Here is an 18,721-nt window from a genome sequence, read left to right as displayed (position 1 = left end):
TGCCCGGCTTCGCCCCGCAAGTTGTCTATTAACTCGGCGAAGCCATTATTATAGCGACTTCCTTTGTTTGTCACAGAGTGTCCACGAGTGCGGTATTACGTCAACTTGTCCGCTTTCCTGAATCCCGCTGCGCGCAACATCTCCGGCGTCCCGTCGACGGAGGCCACATGCTGAGCCGCTACGGCGCGAAACTCGCGATCGGCCTGCTGAAACTGTTTGCGCTGTTGCCCTATGGTCTGATCGCCCGGATGGGCGACGGGCTCGGCTGGTTGCTTTACCAGGTTCCGAGCCGCCGCAAGCGCATCGTCCATATCAATCTGAAACTGTGCTTTCCGCAGTGGAGCGAAGCGCATCGCGAAGACGTCGCGCAAAAACATTTCCGCCACGCGATCCGCAGCTACCTCGAGCGCAGCGTGCAATGGTTCGGCTCGGCGAAGAAACTCGAAAAGCTGATCCAGCTCGATAGCGCGATCGATCTGACCGATCCGGATTTGCCGCCCACGCTGTTTCTGGGTTTTCACTTCGTCGGGATTGAAGCCGGCTCGATCTTCCTGAACTATTCGTTGCAGCGCCAATGCGGCTCGCTCTATCAGCCGATGTCGAACCCGGAACTCGAAGAAGTCGCCAAAGCGGCGCGCGCGCGTTTCGGCGCGGACATGGCGAGCCGCGCCGACAGCGCGCGCATCGTGCTGCGCTGGTTGCGCGACAGGAAACCGGTGATGCTCGGCGCGGACATGGACTACGGCGCGCGCAACTCCACGTTCGTGCCGTTCTTCGGCGTACCGACCTGCACGCTGACCGCAGTGGGCCGTCTCGCGAAGGTCGGGCATGCGCAGGTGGTGCCGTTCATCGGCGAAGTGCTGCCGAACTACAAGGGTTACCGATTGAAGGTGTTCAAGCCGTGGGAGAACTACCCGAGCGGCGATGACGACGCCGACGCCCGCCGCATGAACGAGTTCCTCGAAGAACAGATCCCGTTGATGCCCGAACAGTACTATTGGGTGCACAAGCGTTTCAAGACGCGGCCGCCGGGCGAACCGAGTGTTTATTGAGCTGAGCGGTGCAGCGCGGCTCGCAAGGTTGAAAACGCCCGGCATGATCGCCAACGCGAGCGGGAAATAAATCCGCGTTGAACGACCTGCGGGCGCGTCACTTACAATAGCGTGATGAAACTGAAATTCACCAAAATGCACGGCGCGGGTAACGACTTCGTCGTGCTCGACGGCTACACCCAACCGGTCAATCTGACGCCGGCGCAGGTGCGCGCGCTCGCCGACCGGCATTTCGGCGTCGGCGCCGATCAGTTGCTGCTGGTCGAGAAGCCGGGCATCGAGGGCGTCGATTTCAGATATCGCATCTTCAATTGCGACGGCGGCGAAGTCGAACATTGCGGCAACGGCGCGCGCTGCTTCGTCAAATTCGTGCGCGACAGCGGTCTGACCGACAAGCGCAGCGTGCGCGTGCAAGTGCAGAACGGCACGATCACCTTGACCATGCAGGACAACGGCGAAGTGCTCGTCGACATGGGTGCGCCCGTGTTCGATCCGGCGCGTGTGCCGTTCGCCACCAAGGGCCTCGAAGGCCGCCGCGAAGGTGCGGACACGCTCTGGCCGCTCGATGTGAACGGCACCACGCGCTGGATCTCGGTCGTGTCGATGGGCAATCCGCATGCGGTGCAGGTGGTGGACGACGTCGACGAATTCCCCGTGCTGACAGAAGGTCCGGTGATCGAGCGGCATGCCCGTTTCCCGCAGCGGGTGAACGCGGGCTTCATGCAGATCGTCGGTCGTAGCGAGATCCGGCTGCGCGTGTACGAACGCGGCGCCGGCGAAACGCTCGCGTGCGGCACGGGTGCGTGCGCGGCGGTTGCCGCAGGCATTCGTCGCGGGTTGCTGGATGCGCCGGTGCTGGTGCACACGCATGGCGGCAAGCTCACCATCACGTGGGACAACACGCAGCAAGACTCGCCGCTGCTGATGGCAGGCCCTGCCACAACCGTGTTCCAGGGCGAGATCGAACTGGCCGACTGAGCGGCCGGCGCAAGACCCGCTTCGAGGGCCGTTCAATCGGCTTGTCGCTTGCGGATGCAGCAGCAGACGCATAGCTTCGAACCCAAGGCCCGAACCCAGGGCCGATGAACAGCGCCGCCCATCGCAGCGCATTCGCCGGCCGACCGAACTCTTTGACCGATACGCCGCCAGAAGGCGTCGTCCTGTAGTCCTTTAGCCGAAACCATGAACGATCGCGAAGTCGCCGAATATCTGCTCGCCAACCCCGAATTCTTCGCCGAACATGCGGAAACGCTCGCGACGATCCGGCTCGCGAACCCGCATGGCAAAGCCGCGGTGTCGCTGCAGGAACGGCAGATGGAAATGCTGCGCGAGAAGAACAAGCATCTCGAGCGGCGTCTCGCCGAGTTGCTGCGCTATGGTCACGAGAACGACAGCATCGCGTCGAAGTTCAATCGCTGGACCATCCGCGTGCTGGCCGAACGCGATCCGTATGCATTGCCGCGCACCGTCGCCGTCGGTCTGCGCGATATCTTCGACGTGCCGCAGGCCGCGCTGCGCGTGTGGGATGTGGCCGAGCCGTATGCTCAGGCCGACTTCGCGCGCCATGTCGGCGAAGAAGTGCGGATCTTCGCGAACAGCCTGACCACGCCGTACTGCGGCGCGAATACCGGCTTCGAGGCGGCGCAATGGCTCGCGCCGGCGGCAGCGCCCGCAGGCGACGAAGCGGCGGCAAACGGCACGGCCGCGCATGCGACCGAATCGATCGCGTTGCTCGCGCTGCGCGACCCCGAGGGCCAGGAAGAAGCGCCGACATTCGGCCTGCTGGTGATGGGCTCGGCGGACGCCCGCCGCTTCCACGAAGGCATGGCCACCGATTTCCTGACGCAGATCGGCGCGTTGGCAAGCGCGGCGCTGAGCCGTTTGCTGCCGCGTTGATTCGCGCGCCGAGCGCCAAACAAAGCCCATCGTGACCGAAGCCGCCCCGATCGCCGCCTATCTGTCGAATCTCGAACACGAGCGGCGACTCTCGGCGCACACGCTGCGCGGCTACACGCACGAACTCGAAGAACTCCGGCTGCTGGCCAAAGGGCGGCCGCTCGAAAGCCTCACCGCGGTCGACATCCGCGGTGCCGTTTCGCGCGCGCACGCAGGCGGCCTGACCGCGCGCTCGATCAGCCACCGGCTTTCGGCATGGCGCGCGTTCTACCGCTGGCTCGCGGGCCGCGTCGATCTGCCGGCCAATCCTGTCGCCACCGTGCGCGCACCGAAGCAGCCCAAAGCGCTGCCCAAGGCGCTGTCCGTCGACGACGCCACGCGGCTGATGGAAAGCCCGCCGCCCGAGTCGCTCGAAGGGCTGCGCGATCACGCGATGCTGGAGCTGTTCTATTCGTCGGGCCTGCGTCTGTCCGAACTGGTGGGCCTCGACGCCCGTTTCGCCGACGCCGACGGCTACCGCTCCGCCGGCTGGCTCAAGCTCGATTCCGCCGAAGTCGAAGTGCTCGGCAAGGGCAACCGTCGGCGGATCGTGCCGGTCGGCAGCAAGGCGCTCGACGCATTGCGCGCATGGCTCGCGGTGCGCGATCAGATGGTGAAGCACGATCCGCATCCGCTGTTTCTGTCGGTACGCGGCAATCGTCTGTCGCCGAACGTGGTGCGCGATCGGGTCAAGCGCGCGGCGCTGGTCGCCGGCATTCCCGCGAATGTGCATCCGCACGTGTTGCGGCATTCGTTCGCCACGCACGTGTTGCAATCGAGCGGCGATCTGCGCGCGGTGCAGGAACTGCTCGGCCACGCCAGCATCACAGCGACACAGGTCTATACCGCGCTCGATTTCCAGCATCTCGCGCACGTCTACGATCAGGCCCATCCACGCGCCAAAAAACGCGACTGATTCCGCTCGTTGCCGGCGGCTTCATAGTCTCCTCTTTCGCTTCACCCGCCGCGCGCTTCACAAGCCGCGCGGCCTCATGCTCCGCTGATACCCGATGAATACCGTTACGCTCAAACCGTCGAAAGAAAAGTCGCTGCTGCGCCGCCACCCGTGGGTCTACGCGAACGCGATCGATCGCGTCGACGGCAATCCCGCGCCGGGCGCGACCGTGCTGGTGCGCGCGCACGACGGCCGGTTCCTCGCGCGCGCCGCCTACAGCCCGCATTCGCAGATTCGCGCGCGCGTATGGAGCTTCGACGAAAACGAGCCGATCGATCACGCGTTCTTCAAGCGCCGCGTGCAGCGCGCGCTCGCGCATCGCCAGACGATGGTCCACGACACCGGCGCGGTGCGGCTGATTTTCGGCGAAGCGGACGGGCTGCCCGGCCTGATCGTCGATCACTACGTCGCCGAGGACGAAGGCCAGCGCAGCCAGCTCGTGTGCCAGTTCATGGCGGCGGGCGTCGAAGCATGGAAGGACGCGATCGTCGCCGCGCTGACCGGCGCGACCGGCTGCCCGAACGTGTACGAGCGCTCGGACGTGTCGATTCGTCAGAAGGAAGGGCTCGAGCAGATCACCGGCGTACTGGCCGGCGAAGCGCCGTCGGATACGCTGATCGCGAGTGAAAACGGCGTGCGTTATCACGTCGACGTGCGCAACGGCCACAAAACCGGTTTCTACGTCGACCAGCGCGACAACCGTCTGCTGGTGCAGGAACTGGCAAAAGACCGCGACGTGCTGAACTGCTTCTGCTACACCGGCGGTTTTTCGCTCGCGGCGCTGAAGGGCGGCGCGAAGCGCGTGGTGTCGATCGATTCGTCGGGCGACGCGCTGGCGATCGCGCAGCAGAACGTGGCCGCCAACGGTTTCGACGCCGAACGCGCCGCATGGCTCGATGCAGACGCGTTCAAAACGCTGCGCCGCCTGCACGAAGAGGGCGAGCGTTTCGACCTGGTCGTGCTCGATCCGCCGAAATTCGCGCCGTCGCGTGAACACGTGGACCGCGCGTCGCGCGCGTACAAGGACATCAACCTGACGGGCCTCAAGCTGCTGCGCCCCGGCGGCCTGCTGTTCACGTACTCGTGCTCCGGCGCGATCGACTCCGAGCTGTTCCAGAAGATCGTTTCCGGCGCCGCGGCGGACGCGCGCGTCGACGCGCGGATTCTCAAGCGGCTCGGCGCCGGCGTGGATCATCCGCTGCTCACCGCATTCCCCGAAGGCGAATACCTGAAGGGCCTGCTGTTGCAAATCGCCTGATCGCCCATAGTTTCGGAGCTATTTCCGGCATGCACGGCAAGCCTCGAAACGGGCGAAGCCTGGTCCACAAGCGTGGCGGCCAGCGCCGGCTTGACAGATATGTTTCAATATCCGGCTAGGTCGGGCCGCGCGCCGTCAGGCTGCCGCACCCGGCAAACCGGCTTAGCAGAAGCATTTCACAGTGGCTCGCGCCGTGGTTTTCGCGCTGCCCGTCCAATGCTTCACAACCGATCACGCACAGACTCACGTACTTACAGGCGACCAACATGATCCCAGTCACCATCCTGACCGGCTTTCTCGGCAGCGGCAAAACCACCCTGCTCAAGCGCATCCTGAACGAAAAGCACGGCATGAAGATCGCCGTGATCGAGAACGAGTTCGGCGAAGAGAACATCGACAACGAAATCCTCGTGCAGGACACGACCGAGCAGATCATCCAGATGAGCAACGGCTGCATCTGCTGCACGATTCGTGGCGACCTGTCGCGTGTGCTGGCCGATCTGGCCGAGCAGAAGCAGTCCGGCAAACTGGACTTCGATCGCGTCGTGATCGAAACCACCGGCCTCGCGAATCCGGGCCCCGTCGCGCAAACGTTCTTCATGGACGACCAGATCGCCAACGAATTCCTGCTCGACGCGATCATCACGCTGGTCGACGCGAAGCACGCGAACCATCAACTCGACGAACACGAAGTGGTGCAGCGCCAGGTCGGCTTTGCCGATCGCCTGTTCATCACGAAGTCCGATACGGTCGACGAAAAGCACCTCGACGACCTGCGCCACCGCCTGCTGCACATGAACCCGCGCGCGGCGATCAAGATCGTCAATTTCGGCGAAGCGGACATCAAGGAAATCTTCGACCTGCGCGGCTTCAACCTGAATTCGAAGCTCGAGATCGATCCGGACTTCCTCGCCGAAGACGAACACGCGCACAGCCACGCGCATGCGCACGACGAGCACGGCCACACGCACGACGACCACGACCACGCGAACTGCGATCACGACCACGGCAAGTGTGACCACGAAGGCCACGATCACGGGCATCACCATCACCACGCGCATCACGACGACAAGATCAAGTCGTTCGTCTACCGCAACGACCGTCCGTTCGACCCGAACAAGCTCGAGGACTTCCTCGGCGGCATTCTGCAGATCTACGGCGAACGCCTGCTGCGTTACAAGGGCGTGCTATATATGAAGGGCGTGGACCGCAAGGTCGTGTTCCAGGGCGTGCATCAGATGATGGGCAGCGATCTCGCCGCCAAATGGCAGCCGATCGAAAAGAAGACCAACAAGATGGTGTTCATCGGCATCGAACTGCCGCAAGACCTGATCGTCGACGGTCTGGACGCTTGCCTCGTCTGAGCTTTAACCCCGAGCGCTGCAGCGCGCGCGGCACGCGCCGTGCTGCAGCGTCCGAAAGCGGGTTTCGCACTTCAAGCGACGAACTAATCGTCTGTTTAAATTGCCGAAAGGTCGCTGAAATGTCGTGTGTGTGAAAAACGCGTGAAAACCCTGCGTCATTAAAGCGTGCACGACCATCGCTTTTTAGTCGTGCGCGCGTTATATTTTCGGGATATCTACGCGTTGAGGCGGGATTTTCACCAGTTGCGGTGACGGTTTGTGATTCAGTTACAATACGTGCCCACTGGAGAATGACAACGAAATGCCCGGTTAGCGCGCATCCCGCGCCGGGCCTGAAAGGCGCCGGAAAATCTTGTCCGGAGACACGCCGACAATGCCGGCTGGCACTGCCTGAATAAGGTACGCTGCCGGCAAGCAATGCCTCAGGAGCAATTGAGAACCGGTTTCCAGAGGAGTTCGGCCCCGCAACGGCGTAACGACGCCCGGCGCGTGGGCGTGAGGCGCTTTCGCGTCACGACAGTCCATCGTCCGTGCCCGCCTTGGCGCTCAGCGTCCTCGTGGCGCCTTTGCGGGCAATACGAAAGTGCGGGCACTATGTAAGAGTTTTGCCTCACATTGAAGAAGCAAGCCAGATGACGACGAAACGACTCTTGACTGAAGCCGAAATCCTGAAGATGAGCGACAAGGATTACATGAATGAGGATCAGCTCGCTTTCTTCAAGAACAAGCTCGAACAGCTGCAAGCGGACATTCTCCGCAATGCCGGCCAGACGACCGAAAACCTGCGCGAAACAGTAATCGTGCCGGACCCGGCGGATCGCGCAACGATCGAGGAAGAGCATGCGCTGGAACTGCGCACGCGCGACCGCGAGCGCAAGCTGCTGAAGAAGGTGCAGCAATCGATCGCGCGCATCGATTCGGGCGACTACGGCTGGTGCGAAGAAACCGGCGAGCCGATCGGCATTCCGCGTCTGCTCGCACGGCCCACGGCAACCCTGTCGCTCGAAGCGCAGGAACGCCGCGAACTGCGCCAGAAGCTGTTCGGCGACTGAACGCCTGCGGCGCGGCTTCGGCTCCGCGCCCTGTTACGCTGCTTCGTCGAGAGGCGCACGGTGATCTGTGCGCCTTTTTCTTTTGCACGGCGCTTTTCGGTGCGCCGCTCTCCATCACATCCTGCCTCTTAGTTGCGCTGATCCGCGCCGATCTGCGCCGGAATAGAAGTTCGCCGTCAGGCTACGGCAACCTCGCCGCAAGCACTCTCCTACGTTTTTTGTCTTATGCCATTTGCCGGCTCTTGATAAGACCGCGCACGCCCTAAAATAATCCGGACATGCGTTGCACGAGCGCGCGCCGGCCGGTGGGGTTTTCGCGTCGCGTCGTCCGCTTTCAGGATTCATGCGGTAGCGCAGTGCGTTGCCGCGTCCTACCCGTTTTGCAAAGAGGAACGCATATGGAGCAATTTCACGGCACGACGATCGTCTCGGTGCGCCGCGGTGACAAGGTCGCGCTCGGCGGCGACGGCCAGGTGACACTGGGCAACATCGTGATGAAAGGCGGGGCGAAAAAAGTCCGGCGCATCTATAACGGCAAGGTGCTGGTCGGCTTTGCCGGCGGCACGGCCGACGCCTTCTCGCTGCTCGACCGCTTCGAAGCGAAGCTGGAAAAACATCAGGGCAATCTGACGCGCGCGGCCGTCGAGCTTGCCAAAGACTGGCGCACCGACCGCATGCTGCGCCGTCTCGAAGCGATGCTGATCACTGCAGACGCGACCACCACGCTCGTCATCACCGGTAACGGCGACGTGCTCGATCCGGAAGGCGGCATCTGCGCGATCGGCTCGGGCGGTTCCTACGCGCAAGCCGCGGCGATCGCGCTGGCCCAGAACACCGAGATGTCGCCCCGCGAGATCGTGGAGAAGTCGCTCGAGATTGCCGGCGACATGTGCATCTACACGAACCATAACCGCGTCATCGAGACGATCGAGTAAGGACCCACGATGAGCACCATGACCCCTGCCGAGATCGTCTCGGAACTCGACAAACACATCATCGGCCAAGGCCGTGCGAAGAAAGCGGTTGCGGTGGCGCTGCGCAATCGCTGGCGCCGTCAGCAGGTTGAAGAACCGCTGCGTCAGGAAATCACGCCGAAGAACATTCTGATGATCGGACCGACCGGCGTCGGCAAAACCGAAATCGCGCGGCGTCTCGCCAAACTGGCGGACGCGCCGTTCATCAAGATCGAAGCCACCAAATTCACCGAAGTCGGTTACGTGGGCCGCGACGTGGACAGCATCGTGCGCGACCTGATCGAAATCTCGGTCAAGCAGACGCGCGAAACGGAAATGCGCAAAGTGCGAACCAAGGCCGAAGATCAGGCCGAAGACCGCATCCTCGACATCCTGTTGCCGAGCGCGCGGCCGGTCGGCTTCGGCGCGAGTTCGAGCGCCGCGGATACCGTCGACGAAGGCAGCACCACGCGTCAGACGTTCCGCAAGCGTCTGCGCGAAGGCCTGCTCGACGACAAGGAAATCGAACTCGACGTCGAACAGCCGCAAGCCGGCATGGACATCATGGGGCCGCCCGGGATGGAAGACATGACCGAGCAGATTCGTTCGATGTTCGCCAATATCGGCGGCGGCAAGAAAACGCGCCGCAAGCTGAAGGTGAAGGAAGCACTCAAGGTCCTCACCGACGAAGAAGCCGGCAAGATGCTCAACGACGAAGAGGTGAAAACCCGGGCAGTGCAGAACGTCGAGCAGAACGGCATCGTGTTTCTGGACGAAATCGACAAGATCGCGTCGCGCAATGAAGCGGGCGGCGGTGAAGTGTCGCGCCAGGGCGTGCAGCGCGATCTGCTGCCGCTCGTCGAAGGCACCACGATCAACACCAAGTACGGGATGGTGAAGACCGATCACATTCTGTTCATCGCAAGCGGCGCGTTCCATCTGGCCAAGCCGAGCGATCTGATTCCGGAACTGCAAGGCCGCTTCCCGATTCGCGTCGAACTGGATTCGCTGTCCGTGAACGATTTCGAATCGATCCTGGTGTCGACCGATGCGAGCCTCGTCAAGCAATACCAGGCGCTGCTCGCCACGGAAGACGTGCACCTCGAATTCGCCGACGACGGTATCCGCCGTCTCGCCGAAATCGCGTATTCGGTGAACGAGAAGACCGAGAACATCGGCGCGCGCCGTCTGTACACGGTGATCGAAAAGCTGCTCGAAGAAGTGTCGTTCTCGGCGGGCAACCACTCGGGCAAAACCGTGCAGATCGATGCGGCGTATGTGGATCGCGCGTTGAACGAAGTGGCCGAAGACGAGGATTTGTCGCGCTACGTGCTGTGATGGTTGATGTAGCTCACGATTGACCTATAAAAAACGGGCTGCCTCGCGCGAAGAGAATGCGCAAGGCAGCCCGTTTTGCTTTGTTTTGTTTTGCGACCGAGACAGATTCCAGCCGCGCTAATAGCGCCTACTGCTTCACCGGCCGCTTCGCCAGCTTGCGCTGCAAGGTCCGGCGGTGCATGTTCAGCGCACGCGCCGTCGCCGAAATATTGCCGCCGTGTTCGGCGAGCACGCGTTGAATGTGTTCCCACTCGAGACGCGCGACGGACAACGGCGTGGGATGTTCGATCGCTTCCTCCGCCTGCAACGCGCTCGCCTCGCTTTGCAACGCCGACAGAATGGTCTCGACATTCGCGGGCTTCGCCAGATAGTTGTCCGCGCCGTCTTTCACAGCCTGCACCGCTGTAGCGATGCTTGCATAGCCGGTCAGCACCAGCATGCGCGCGTCCGGTTGCAGATCGCGCAGCGGCGCGACGAGCGTGAGGCCGGAGTCGTTGCCGAGGTGCAGGTCGACGGTGATCTGGTTGAACTTGTGCTGGTTCGCGAACCTGATGGCCTCGTCCGCGTTGTGTGCCTCCGTCACCGTATAACCTCGCCGCGTCAGACCGCGGGCGAGGATGCCGGAGAACACCTCATCGTCGTCGATCACCAGAAAATTCTTGTCGGTCATGCCTGTTTCTCCGTGTTGGAAGGCCCAGCGCCTCGTCGGCCCGTGCCGGAAAATTTGCGCGCGGCGAGCGGCAGTTTCAGCAATGCTCGCGTGCCACGCGGTTTGATATCGCTGACATCGGTCAACTCGATCGATCCCTTCAGACGCGCCGCCGCCGAAAAAGCCAGGTAGAGACCCACGCCGTGTCCGCCCTGCGTGCTGTCGACCGGCATCGCGCCGAGCGAACCGCGCAACGTCGACGGAATGCCGGGACCCGCGTCGCATACTTCGAATTCGATCAGGTCGCCGCGCGCAGCGAGCCTGCACGCCAGCGTCACGTGATCGCGGCTCGCGCGCGCGGCGTTGTCGAGCAGGATCGTCAGAATCTGACTGACGGCAACGGTGTCGTCAAGACTGACATCCGGCGGCGGCACGCCGATCCGCTCGAACTTCACATGCGGATGACGCAGGCGCCATTGCTCGCCGAACGACTCGAGCCACTCGCCGACAGGCTGCCGGCTCGTCACGGTCGACGCCCGGCTGCGCAGACGCGCGAGCGCCGACGTGCATAGCGTCATTTGCTGTTCGAGCAATTCCAGATCCGCGCTGTACGGTGCGAGGCCCTGATCGGTGCGCGCGGCGTCGCGCAATTCTTCGGACAACATTGCAATTGTAGACAGCGGCGTGCCGATCTCGTGCGCGACCGTCGCCGCCTGGACGCCGAGCGCGACCGCCCGCTCGTCGTGCAGCAAGCGCTGCTGCGCCTCTCCGAGCGCTGCGTCACGTAGCCGCAGGGCTCGCGACATCCGCGCGACGAACCACGCGATCAGGCCGACGCTGACCATAAAGTTGACCCACATGCCGGCGCGGTAGTAGTCGAACAGATTGGCCGGGTTATCCAGATTGAGCGGCACCGAATCGAAACCGAGCACCGCGTAGCACGCCACGGCGAACACCGCGAGCCACGCCATCAAGTGCCACGGCAGCACCGCGGCGGCAATCGCGAGCGACGGCAGGTACAGCGAAACAAAAGGATTGGTGGTGCCCCCGGAGAGAAACAGCAGCGCGGAGAGCGCGCCGAGGTCGACCCAGATCTGGCCGAACAGTTCGAGATTGGATTCGGGCCGCTGTTGCGACACACGCCACCATGTGAGGCCGTTGAAGATCACTTCGAGCGCGATCACCAGCAGCATGGCGGGCAGCGGCAGATGTACGCCGATAAAAATCTGCACGGCCGCGATCGTCATCAACTGGCCGATGATGGCGAGGCTGCGCAGCCAGAACAGATGACCGAGATTGACCCGGCCGGTGTTGGTTATACGGTGCATGACATCAGTTTACCCGTTCGGAGTTGTCCGACTGCCTTCACGTGGGCGCGTCGATAACATGCAGGCTTTCGACACGCGTTCCCTCTCTCATGCCATCTTTATCAGCTTTCCTCACCTTTCTGCGGCGAGCCGTCGAAGCGCATGACAACGGTGAGTTCGGCGCGAAAGCAAGTTGCCTGGCTGCCGCCGCACAACGCCATCCATTAGACGACTTCGCGCTCGGCTCATTGACCAAAGCGTTGCTCGCGCAGCATCGCCTCGACGACGCCATCGGGCTCGCCGCCATTATTGCCCAACTCCATGCCGACAGCGCGCCGGCGCATTTTCGCTTCGGCTATGCGTTACAGATGGCGAACCGGCATGCGGAAGCAATCACGCCGTATCGACGCGCTCTCGCATTGGATCCGCGCGTGCCGCAGTTGCGCAACAACCTCGCCGGCGCGCTGACGCTCACGGGCGGCGATCTGAAGGAGACGATCGCGCTGCTGGAAAGCACGCTCGCTGAGAATCCCGACGACGGCGACGCGTGGATCAATCTGACGCATGCGTCACGCACGAGCATGAATCTGCCGCGCGCGCTCGAAGCCGGCGCGCAGGCCGTGCGGCGCTCGCCGCGTAGCCCGCTGGCGCACAACAACCATGCGCTGGCGCTACGTGAAGCGCAACGCTGGGACGACGCCGAGCGCGCGGCAAAACGTGCATGTGCGCTGGCGCCTCGCGACGCCGCCATGCAATCCAATCTCGCGATGTTGCTGCTTTTGCGCGGCAACTACATGCACGGCTGGTCTGCGCACGAAGCGCGCTGGGACGGTTCGCTCGAACTGGGCGGCAACCGGCCCGCCATGCCGGCACCGACCTGGCGCGGCGAGTCGCTCGCGGGCAAAACGCTGCTGGTGTGGGGCGAGCAGGGTATCGGAGATGTATTGCAGTTCAGCCGCTATGTCCCGTTGCTCGCAGAACGGGTGCATCGCGAGCGCGGCCGGCTCGTCTGGAATTCGTTTCCGCAAATGGGCGCGCTGCTCGTCCGCAGCGTGGGCGAGCACGTGGACCATTACTGCGCGGGCGGCGGCGTCGATTCCCTGCCGCCGTTCGACTACGAGATTCCGCTGCTGAGCCTGCCGCTCCTGTTCGACACACGCGAGGCGACAATTCCTGCCGCGACGCCGTATTTGCGCGCGGACACGGCGGCCAGCGAAATATGGCGCGCCCGCCTTGCCGACGAACCGAGGCTCAAAGTGGGACTGACCTGGACCGGGAGTGCCGGCCATCAACGAAATCGATTCCGGCGCGTGGGCTGGGAGCGCTACGCGTCGCATTTCGGCGGCATCGAGGGTATCGCGTTCTATTCGCTGCAGCCCGGTGCGGCTGCGGATGTCGCTGCTGCACGCGCCGCCGGTCTGCCGATTACCGACCACACCGCGGAATTCATCACCTTCGACGACACCGCCGCCTTCGTCTGCGCGCTCGATCTCGTGATCACCGTTTGCACGTCCGTCGCGCATCTGAGCGGCGCGCTCGGCCGGCGCACCTGGGTTCTGCTCGACGCGAATCCGCACTGGGTCTGGCTGCTCGACCGGCCAGACTCGCCGTGGTATCCGGCCGCGACCTTGTACCGGCAGCCGGGCTTCGGCCAATGGGACCCGGCGCTCGCCGCCGTCGCGCGTGATCTGGCGGCGCTCGCCGCCCAACATCGCGCGACCTGACTCATCACGCAGCACTTAAAAGGCGCCGGCTTCAGCGCAAATCCGAAGCGCCCGCTCCCGCTCCTGCGACCCGCGCAATCTCCTCGGCCAGACACTCGGGACACAGGCAGCGACCGCCCGGATCGAGCCTGTCGGCCGGCAGTGCCGGGAGCGCGCGGCACCAGCAGTCGAACGGCTGCGCATGCATGCCGCAATCGAACGCGCGACCGCATCGCGGGCAGCGCGCGTCTGGCGTACGGGAAGGGGACGGTTTCATGACGGGCCGGATGATCTCGCTTCAGCCTGATTCGGGTCATGATGCCATGACTGACGGGCAGCGGCGACTCGTCCGTTCGGCCTATTACGTCCCGCACCGGATAGCGGTACGCTGATTGTCTCCGGTCACGGCCGGCCGGCGATTGCGCGGTGCGCAATCCCTGCGCCGCCCGTCGCCGGGACTGGTGTGGAAAACCCTGTTGCAACGCGCCAGTCCTGTACAATTCGCCCTGTTTTAACTGTCCCGTGCCTGAGCCTGCCGCCATGTCCGAGCTTCCCGACCTTTCGCAGATCGCGCCCACCCTGAAGGCTGAAATCCTGGCCGAGGCGCTGCCTTACATTCGTCAGTATCACGGTAAGACCGTGGTCATCAAATACGGCGGCAACGCCATGACCGAGGAGCGCCTGAAGCAAGGCTTCGCGCGCGACGTGATTCTGCTGAAGCTGGTCGGTATCAATCCGGTCATCGTGCACGGCGGCGGTCCGCAAATCGACCAGGCGCTGAAGAAAATCGGCAAGCAGGGCACCTTCATCCAGGGCATGCGCGTTACCGACGAAGAGACGATGGAAGTCGTCGAATGGGTGCTCGGCGGCGAAGTGCAGCAAGACATCGTCACGCTGATCAATCACTTCGGCGGCCACGCGGTCGGCCTCACGGGCAAAGACGGCGGCCTGATCCACGCGCGCAAGATGCTGATGCCGGATCGCGACAATCCGGGCCAGTACGTCGATATCGGTCAAGTAGGCGAAGTCGAGGCGATCAACCCCGCGGTCGTGAAAGCGCTGCAGGACGACGCGTTCATTCCGGTGATCTCGCCGATCGGTTTCGGCGAAGACGGTCTGTCGTACAACATCAACGCGGATCTGGTCGCGGGCAAGCTGGCAGTCGTGCTGAACGCCGAAAAGCTCGTGATGATGACCAACATCCCCGGCGTGATGGACAAGGAAGGCAATCTGCTGACCGATCTGTCGGCGCGCGAAATCGACGGCCTGTTCGCCGACGGCACGATCTCCGGCGGCATGCTGCCGAAAATCTCGTCGGCGCTCGACGCGGCAAAGAGCGGCGTGCGCTCGGTGCACATCATCGACGGCCGCATCGAACACTCGGTGCTGCTGGAAATTCTCACCGAACAGCCGTTCGGCACGATGATCCGCTCGCATTGATTCATGCGTCACATCCGGCGCACGCGGTACACGAAACACGCGTGCCGTGTTTGCCGTGTTTGCCGGACTTGACGAACATGCTGGACTTGACGGGCAGCAGTACCACCGCTCGTTGCATCGCCAATCCTTCGCAGCCGTTGCAGCAAGCGGCTGCTCACGCCTGAACGGCGCCCTCTCATGCGCACTCCCACTTCCCGACGCCGTCGTCCGCAGATCGCAGCGGGCAGTCCGGTCTGGCTGTTCGATCTCGACAACACGCTGCACCGTGCGTCGCATGCGATTTTCCCGGCGATCAATCAGGGGATGACGCAGTACATCATCGACTCACTAGGTGTCGATCTAGACGAAGCCAACCGCCTGCGCACCGGCTACACGCAACGCTACGGCGCGGCGCTGCTCGGCCTCACGCGCCATCATCCGCTCGACCCGCACGACTTCCTGAAAGTCGTGCACACGTTTCCCGATCTCGGCTCGATGATCCGCCACGAGCGCGGCGTCGCGCGTCTGGTCGCGGCGTTGCCGGGCCGCAAGATCGTGCTGACCAACGCGCCGGAGACTTATGCGCGGGCCGTCCTCAAGAAATTGCGCATCGAGCGTCTGTTCGAGCAGGTGATCGCGATCGAACACATGCGCGACCGTCGCCGCTGGCGCGCCAAGCCCGACCACGCGATGCTGCGCAAGGCAATGCGCGACGCACACGTGGCGCTCAAAGACGCGATTCTTGTCGAAGATACCCGTTCGCATCTGAAGAACTACCGGCGGCTCGGCATCCGCACCGTGTGGATCACCGGCCACCTGCCGCGCAAACCGCATGCCGACGGCGTGCCCACGCGTCTACCGGGCACCGGCCGGCCGCACTATGTGGACAAGAGCATTCGTTCGTTAAAATCGCTACGACTGGGCACCCGCTCGGTTCGATTGAAGGGACAGCAGACGGGACGACAGCCATGCAGCCGATCGACAAGCCTGACGAAGCCGTAGCCGAACACGAACCCACGCCCGCCATTGCGCCACGCGCGGCACGCCTGAAACCGGGCGAGCGCCGCGTACACATTCTCCAGACGCTCGCCGCGATGCTGGAGGCGCCCAAAACCGAGAAGATCACCACGGCGGCGCTCGCCGCCCGGCTCGGCGTTTCCGAAGCCGCGCTATATCGTCATTTCGCCAGCAAGGCGCAGATGTTCGAAGGGCTGATCGAGTTCATCGAGCAGACGCTGTTCGGACTGATCAATCAGATCGCCACGCAGGAACCGAACGGTGTGCTGCAGGCGCGAGCCATCGGCTTGATGCTGCTCAATTTCCCGGCCAGGAATCCCGGCATGACTCGCGTGCTGACTTGCGAAGCGTTGGTCAATGAGCACGAACGGCTCACCGAACGCGTCAATCAGATGCTCGAAAGGATCGAAGCTTCATTGAAGCAATGCCTGAGGCTCGCTCAAACGGAAGCCTCCGCTAACCCGAACGCAGAACATGCCGACACAGCGGCGGCCGGAACCACCGCCACCGCCACCGTGCCGCTGCCCGCCGGCTACGATCCCGCGATCCGCGCGAGCCTGCTGTTGAGCTACATCATCGGCCGCTGGCATCGCTATGTACGCAGCGGCTTCGCGCGGCTGCCCGCCGAGCATGCCGACGCCCAACTGCTGCTGATTCTTCAGTAGTCCGCGTGGCCTGCGTGGCGCAACGCGGTCGTCCACGACGCTGCCGCAGCAAGTTTTCCGCTATACTTTGCGCCTGACTGCGGCGGCTCGGCTTATCAGAGGCCGCCACATCAAGAACACCACGCGCCGATTTGCTGACTCGATTGCGGGCGCGTGAACTGCCGGGAACATCGTCTCTCGCGGTTCAATATAAATGCGGCTAAAGAGGTCGTCAGCCGCGCACACCGTAGTTCCTCCGTGCTTCGCCGACGCCGTCTAGCCGCCCTGTATTTGTCAAATGGCGGAATGAATGGAATCGATCGGTATCGTCGCTCCCCAAACAATGCATTTCAGCGAGCCATTGCGCTTGCAGAACGGGACATCGCTCGCCGGTTACGACCTGATGGTCGAAACCTACGGCACGCTCAACGCCACGCGCAGCAATGCGGTGCTGGTGTGTCACGCGCTCAACGCGTCGCACCACGTGGCAGGCGTGTACGCGGACAATCCCAAAGACGTCGGCTGGTGGGACAACATGGTGGGCCCGGGCAAGCCGCTCGACACCAACAGGTTCTTCGTGATCGGCGTGAACAACCTGGGATCGTGCTTCGGCTCGACCGGGCCGATGAGCGTCGATCCGGCCACAGGCAAGCCGTACGGCGCGGCGTTTCCGGTGGTCACCGTCGAAGACTGGGTGAACGCGCAGGCGCGCGTCGCCGATGAATTCGGCATCGCGCGTTTCGCCGCGGTGATGGGCGGCAGCCTCGGCGGCATGCAGGCGCTCGCGTGGAGCATGATGTATCCGGAGCGTGTCGCGCATTGCATCGTGGTCGCATCCACGCCGAAGCTGTCGGCGCAGAACATCGCGTTCAACGAGGTGGCGCGCTCGGCGATCCTGTCGGACCCCGACTTCCACGGCGGCAACTACTACGCGCACAACGTGAAGCCGAAGCGCGGCTTGCGGGTCGCGCGCATGATCGGCCACATCACCTATCTGTCCGACGACGACATGGCCGAGAAATTCGGCCGCTCGCTGCGTCGCGCGGAAGGCGCGGTGGACGCATACAACTTCAACTTCGACGTCGAGTTCGAAGTGGAGTCGTACTTGCGCTACCAGGGCGACAAGTTCGCCGATTACTTCGATGCGAACACCTATCTGCTGATCACCCGCGCGCTCGACTACTTCGACCCGGCCAAAGCCTTCGACGGCGATCTGAGCGCCGCCGTCGCGCACACCACGGCGAAATACCTGATCGCCAGCTTCTCGACCGACTGGCGTTTCGCGCCGGCCCGCTCGCGCGAACTGGTGAAAGCGCTGCTCGACCACAAGCACACGGTGACTTACGCGGAAATCGACGCGCCGCACGGCCACGATGCCTTCCTGCTCGACGACGCGCGCTATCACAATCTGATGCGCGCCTATTACGAACGTATTGCGAACGAGGTGAACGCATGAACCAGCGAGCACTCGATTACCTGGCGCTGCGCCCGGACTTCCGCGCGATCGCCCGCTGGGTCGAACCGCGCGCTACCGTGCTCGATCTCGGCTGCGGCGACGGCTCGCTGCTGTCGCTGCTGAAAGAAGAGCTCGACGTGCTGGGCTACGGCATCGAGATCAACGACGCCGGCGTGCTGGCGTCGACGCAAAACGGCGTCAACGTGATCCAGCAGAATCTGGAAGACGGCCTGCGTCTGTTCGAGGATGCGAGCTTCGATTTCGCGATCCTGTCGCAGACACTGCAAACCATCCATCAGACCGCCGCGATCCTGCGCGAGACGGTCAGAGTGGGCAAGGAATGCATCGTGTCGTTTCCGAATTTCGGCTATTGGGCGCACCGGCTTTCGGTCCTGCAAGGGCGTATGCCGGTGTCGAAGTCGCTGCCGTTCCAGTGGCACAACACGCCGAACGTGCGGGTGCTGACGATCGAGGATTTCGAGGCGCTCGCGCCGGAAGTCGGCATCGAGATTCTCGACCGCGTCGTGCTGCACGACGGCCAGGTGGTGCGGTGGGGCGTGAACTGGCGTGGTAGTCTTGCGGTCTATCGCGTCAAGAAAAGCTAACTCCACTTATCCAC

18 protein-coding genes are annotated in these 18,721 nt (G+C 63.3%); 15 read left to right on the top strand and 3 right to left on the bottom strand.

All coding sequences use genetic code 11. The features are described 5' to 3' along the window. The first annotated feature begins 167 nt into the window (after positions 1-167). The 9 genes from PQQ51_RS22715 to hslU all read left to right on the top strand — a co-directional run bounded on the left by PQQ51_RS22715 (position 168) and on the right by hslU (position 9,907). On the top strand, positions 168-1,052 hold the full coding sequence (locus PQQ51_RS22715; protein ID WP_408499069.1) for a lipid A biosynthesis lauroyl acyltransferase: 885 nt from the start codon (positions 168-170) through the stop codon (positions 1,050-1,052). A gap of 114 nt (positions 1,053-1,166) precedes the next feature. Continuing rightward, positions 1,167-2,030: a diaminopimelate epimerase gene (gene dapF, locus PQQ51_RS22710; RefSeq protein ID WP_408499068.1), complete on the top strand. Its 864-nt coding sequence runs from the start codon at positions 1,167-1,169 to the stop codon at positions 2,028-2,030. Positions 2,031-2,234: 204 nt separating this feature from the next. Beyond that, on the top strand, positions 2,235-2,948 hold the full coding sequence (locus PQQ51_RS22705; protein ID WP_408499067.1) for a DUF484 family protein: 714 nt from the start codon (positions 2,235-2,237) through the stop codon (positions 2,946-2,948). Between the two features lie 31 nt (positions 2,949-2,979). After that, on the top strand, positions 2,980-3,903 hold the full coding sequence (xerC, locus tag PQQ51_RS22700; RefSeq protein ID WP_408499066.1) for a tyrosine recombinase XerC: 924 nt from the start codon (positions 2,980-2,982) through the stop codon (positions 3,901-3,903). Positions 3,904-3,997: 94 nt separating this feature from the next. Then, positions 3,998-5,200 carry a class I SAM-dependent rRNA methyltransferase gene (locus PQQ51_RS22695; protein ID WP_408499065.1) on the top strand — a complete coding sequence of 401 codons (1,203 nt, stop codon included), beginning with the start codon at positions 3,998-4,000 and terminating at the stop codon, positions 5,198-5,200. 266 nt (positions 5,201-5,466) lie between these two features. Continuing rightward, on the top strand, positions 5,467-6,564 hold the full coding sequence (locus PQQ51_RS22690) for a CobW family GTP-binding protein (RefSeq protein WP_408499064.1): 1,098 nt from the start codon (positions 5,467-5,469) through the stop codon (positions 6,562-6,564). Between the two features lie 632 nt (positions 6,565-7,196). Further along, positions 7,197-7,616 (top strand): RNA polymerase-binding protein DksA, encoded by a 420-nt coding sequence (gene dksA, locus PQQ51_RS22685; protein WP_012431412.1) that lies wholly within the window; start codon positions 7,197-7,199, stop codon positions 7,614-7,616. Positions 7,617-8,014: 398 nt separating this feature from the next. Beyond that, positions 8,015-8,551 (top strand): ATP-dependent protease subunit HslV, encoded by a 537-nt coding sequence (gene hslV / locus PQQ51_RS22680; protein WP_105511655.1) that lies wholly within the window; start codon positions 8,015-8,017, stop codon positions 8,549-8,551. A gap of 9 nt (positions 8,552-8,560) precedes the next feature. Continuing rightward, a complete protein-coding gene (gene hslU, locus PQQ51_RS22675; protein ID WP_408499063.1) occupies positions 8,561-9,907 on the top strand; it encodes an ATP-dependent protease ATPase subunit HslU in 1,347 nt (448 codons plus the stop codon). Positions 9,908-10,034: 127 nt separating this feature from the next. Here hslU and PQQ51_RS22670 read toward each other — a convergent pair whose 3' ends face one another. Further along, on the bottom strand, positions 10,035-10,577 hold the full coding sequence (locus PQQ51_RS22670; RefSeq protein WP_408499062.1) for a response regulator transcription factor: 543 nt from the start codon (positions 10,575-10,577) through the stop codon (positions 10,035-10,037). After that, the gene (locus PQQ51_RS22665; RefSeq protein ID WP_408499061.1) at positions 10,574-11,884 is read right to left on the bottom strand and encodes an ATP-binding protein; all 1,311 of its coding nucleotides are present in this window, start codon (positions 11,882-11,884) and stop codon (positions 10,574-10,576) included. Before PQQ51_RS22665 ends, PQQ51_RS22670 begins: the two co-directional genes overlap by 4 nt. An 89-nt stretch (positions 11,885-11,973) precedes the next feature. Here PQQ51_RS22665 and PQQ51_RS22660 point away from each other — a divergent pair, with 89 nt between their 5' ends. Then, complete coding sequence (locus PQQ51_RS22660; protein ID WP_408499060.1) at positions 11,974-13,587, top strand: tetratricopeptide repeat protein; 1,614 nt, start codon at positions 11,974-11,976, stop codon at positions 13,585-13,587. 31 nt (positions 13,588-13,618) lie between these two features. Here the strand turns inward: PQQ51_RS22660 and PQQ51_RS22655 are convergent, their stop codons facing one another. Further along, on the bottom strand, positions 13,619-13,843 hold the full coding sequence (locus tag PQQ51_RS22655; RefSeq protein ID WP_408499059.1) for a cysteine-rich CWC family protein: 225 nt from the start codon (positions 13,841-13,843) through the stop codon (positions 13,619-13,621). 263 nt (positions 13,844-14,106) lie between these two features. Between PQQ51_RS22655 and argB the strand changes: the two genes are divergently transcribed. From argB to metW, 5 genes are all read left to right on the top strand, one after another. Then, positions 14,107-15,006 carry an acetylglutamate kinase gene (gene argB, locus PQQ51_RS22650; protein WP_007179687.1) on the top strand — a complete coding sequence of 300 codons (900 nt, stop codon included), beginning with the start codon at positions 14,107-14,109 and terminating at the stop codon, positions 15,004-15,006. A gap of 177 nt (positions 15,007-15,183) precedes the next feature. Continuing rightward, a complete protein-coding gene (locus PQQ51_RS22645; RefSeq protein WP_408499058.1) occupies positions 15,184-15,987 on the top strand; it encodes a pyrimidine 5'-nucleotidase in 804 nt (267 codons plus the stop codon). After that, a complete protein-coding gene (gene slmA, locus PQQ51_RS22640; RefSeq protein ID WP_408499057.1) occupies positions 15,954-16,667 on the top strand; it encodes a nucleoid occlusion factor SlmA in 714 nt (237 codons plus the stop codon). Before PQQ51_RS22645 ends, slmA begins: the two co-directional genes overlap by 34 nt. Before the next feature lie 289 nt (positions 16,668-16,956). After that, positions 16,957-18,102: a homoserine O-succinyltransferase MetX gene (metX, locus tag PQQ51_RS22635; protein ID WP_408499056.1), complete on the top strand. Its 1,146-nt coding sequence runs from the start codon at positions 16,957-16,959 to the stop codon at positions 18,100-18,102. Then, positions 18,099-18,707 (top strand): methionine biosynthesis protein MetW, encoded by a 609-nt coding sequence (metW, locus tag PQQ51_RS22630; RefSeq protein WP_408499055.1) that lies wholly within the window; start codon positions 18,099-18,101, stop codon positions 18,705-18,707. The genes metX and metW overlap by 4 nt, the downstream gene beginning before the upstream one ends. Positions 18,708-18,721: the final 14 nt, after the last annotated feature.

Source organism: Paraburkholderia xenovorans (assembly GCF_046030735.1).
Taxonomy (GTDB): domain Bacteria; phylum Pseudomonadota; class Gammaproteobacteria; order Burkholderiales; family Burkholderiaceae; genus Paraburkholderia; species Paraburkholderia xenovorans_A.
Note: the sequence above shows the minus strand (reverse complement) of the source record. Positions and strands in the feature narration are given on the sequence as shown.